General features: G+C 40.0%; 2 protein-coding genes. Both read left to right on the top strand.

Annotation, left to right across the window (positions count from 1 at the left end):
• Positions 1-2,418: SusC/RagA family TonB-linked outer membrane protein (locus ACZFYI_RS17550; protein WP_462525424.1), on the top strand; the 2,418-nt coding region annotated here is incomplete at its 5' end.
• A gap of 11 nt (positions 2,419-2,429) precedes the next feature.
• A partial coding sequence (locus ACZFYI_RS17555) for a SusD/RagB family nutrient-binding outer membrane lipoprotein (RefSeq protein WP_462525425.1) occupies positions 2,430-3,493 on the top strand: 1,064 nt, incomplete at its 3' end.

The following is a 3,493-nucleotide window of genomic DNA, read 5'->3' on the forward strand; positions in this document are numbered from 1 at the left end:
CTTTATGGATCAAGAGCAAAAGACGGTGTCATCATGATCAACACCAAATCAAGAGGTGAATCTAAAGGTATCGGGGTGACCTATAACCTGAATTACACCAATGAAGCACCATTGGATTTTACAGATTATCAATATGAATATGGTCAGGGAGAACAAGGTATCAGACCCACAACTCCAAACCCTACCTCAGGACAGTGGTCTTTTGGTGAAAAATTCGCTCCCGGTATGACTCAAGTCCTTTTTGATGGAGTGACTGTTCCATACGTTCCTCAAAAAGGAAGAATTAATGAATTCTTCAGAAACGGTCAGAATGTAACCAATTCAATTATGGTTTCTACCTCAAGTGATAAAGGAGGATTGAGCTTTTCTTTCTCCGATCTTACGAGTAAAGGGATTGTTCCCAACAACTCTTTCAACAGAAAAACCATTTATTTAGGATTCGGCTACCAGTTAAGCAAAAGGTTGAACTTCAAAGGAAACATCAATTACTCAATTGAAGAAAATAAAAACCCTCCTAATGTTGCAAACCAAGACAATTCAATACCTACAGCACTTTACAACATGGCCAATTCAATGCCATTGAGTGTCCTTGATGAAAATAAATTTGATGCCAATGGCAACGAGGCTGTTTATTCAAGATTCAGAAACAGAACCAATCCATATTTTACTCTTTCACAGCAGTTTCAGAATATAAAAAGAGATAGGATCTTTGGAAACATAGCTGTAAAGTATGACCTCACACCTTGGTTGTATATCCAGGGTCGTGTAGGACAGGATTATTGGTCACGAGACATGGATGTTAATAACTTCCCAACAGGCCAAGCTTCTAGAGCAGCTGCCCCGGCAGGATTTGTCAATGGACAATATACTCAAGAGTCAAGAAGATTTAGAGAAGTCAATGCTGATTTCATTCTCTCAGCCACCAAAGAATTTGGCGATTATGGAATAAATGCCAATGTTGGAGGTAATCACATGTATAGAACATCTGATTTAAACAGCGTTCAAGCAACTGATTTCGTTGTCAGAGATCTCTATACTGTTCAAAACGGTAGGGTTAAAGATCCGATTTTTGACAGATATGAGAGAGCTGTGAATTCATTATTCGCATTTGCAGAGTTTTCTTATAAAAAGTTTCTGTTTATCAATGGTACCATCAGAAATGACTGGTTCTCGACCCTTTCTCCTGAAAACAGAAGTATTCTATATCCTTCTATTTCTACCAGTTGGATTTTTACAGAAAATACAGGTACATCTGATTGGTTTAATTTTGGAAAATTGAGAGTAGCTTATGCAGAAGTGGGCTCTGATTCAGATGTGGGACCTTATTCCAACGTACTGTTTTATGGTGTCAATGCAAACTTATTCAACAACCAACCTGTCGGTGGTCCTCTTGGAGGAACCCTTCCAAATCCAAACCTTAAGCCAATGCGGGTAGCAGAAACTGAAATCGGTTTGGAAATGAAAATGTTCCAAGGAAGAGTTTCTTTGGACCTTGCTGCATACAGCAAACTCACAAGTGACCAGATTGTAAGTGCCCAGATTTCTGATGCATCAGGTTTTGTGAATACCTCAATCAACAGTGGGCAAAGCTCAAATAAAGGTATTGAAATGCTCTTGACAGTTGTGCCTGTAGAAAATGAAAACTTTACTTGGGAAGCTTCTTTCAACGGTGCATACAACAAGACAAAAGTGTTGAGCTTATTGACTGACACTCCTGGTGAAAGAATCACTGTAGGTACCCACGTTTTCAATGGCGAATTGAGACAGATTGTAGGAGAAGAAATGGGTCAAATAGCAGGTTTTGGATACAGAAGAGACGAACAGGGAAGACAGATTTTCGGAGGAAATGGATTGCCATTGAGAACCCTTGATCTTGTAAACTTTGGCAGTGCCCTTCCAAAATGGATTGGAGGTATCAACAACTCCTTCAATTATAAAGGTGTTTCCCTTTCATTCCTGATAGACTTCAGATTAGGAGGAAAAATGCTATCTGGAACCAATTTCAATGCTGTAAGACATGGCTTGCACAAAATGACTCTTGAAGGTCGTGAAGGCGGAGTTGTCGGAGATGGTGTCAACCTTGCAGGTGAAACAAATACCGTTGCTGCACCGGTTCAGTCATATTGGGAAGTTGTTAGATCTCAGGCATTGGTTGAACCTGTAATCTACAACTCCGGATTCTGGAAACTGAGACAAATCACTATGGGATATGATTTTACCAAATTCATCCCTAAAAATTTCCCGGTTAGTGCTGTAAGACTCAATCTTGTAGCCAACAACGTTTTAATGATTAAGAAATGGGTAGATAACATTGACCCAGAATCATTCGGGTATACCTCGGACAACCTTGTTGGAATGGAATCTACAGGACTTCCTACCACAAGAGGTCTCGGCTTCAATCTTAATGTCAAATTTTAATCAGAGCAACCATGAAAAAGATATTTAATTTTATCCTCCTTGTGCTAATGCTAGGCTATAGCACATCATGTGACCAAAACTTTGATGAGCTAAATACAAATACTGTAGCTGCAACTTCAATTGATCCTGCATTTCAATTAAACAATGCCACAGTATCGTCCTCTCCAAATTCATTTGGGGTTTTGGTATTTGAAATTGGGATTGTCCAGCAAATAATTTCGCCTAACTCAGGCGTACTGACAGGTGCAAATTTCAACCAGGACAACAGGGCTTCCACTCAAAACAATTGGCAGCAATACTATCGGAATGTGATCAAAAACACCAAGGATATCATTTTCCGAATCAAAGATGACCCTACTAGAAGCAATCTATTGCAGATGACAAGGATTCTTCAGGCTTATGCATTTATGATCCTTACAGACACCTATGGCTCTATTCCATATACTGAAGCAGGTGTGGGATACAGCAATCAAGTCTTTTATCCTAAATATGATTCCCAGGAATTTATTTATGGGGAATTAATCAAGGAACTCGAGGAAGCTTCTGCAGCTCTCAATACCAATGGAAGGATTGAAACGGCAGATATCCTTTATAGAGGGGATATTGCAAAATGGAAAAAGTTTGGTTACTCACTTCTACTAAGGGCTGGAATGAGGTTAAGTAACGCCAATCCTACCTTAGCACAACAGACCGTCACAAAAGCATTTGCCGGAGGTGTCATTTTAACAAATAATGACAATGCTGTAATTATTCATGATGCCAACTATACCAATCCAATCGGAAACACCCTAAATGCTACTGAAGCTGCTAACTTTTACATGACGGAGCCTTTTGTGAATTTCCTCAAAAGCACCAATGACCCAAGATTAGGAGCAATTGCAGTGAGGTATGTAGGGGCGAAATCAGGACCTGAGCAACAGCCAGCCATCCAATCAACCGATCCTGCAGTTCAGATAGGAATGCCGATGGGTAACGACAATGCAGGTGCTGTTAAAGTAGCTGCTGACCTTGGACTTGCAAGTTTCTATGACTTCAGTCAAGTGGACAGAAGAAGGGTTGCGAAAATTACAGCTCC

The sequence above is a fragment of the Aquiflexum sp. genome, assembly GCF_977115555.1.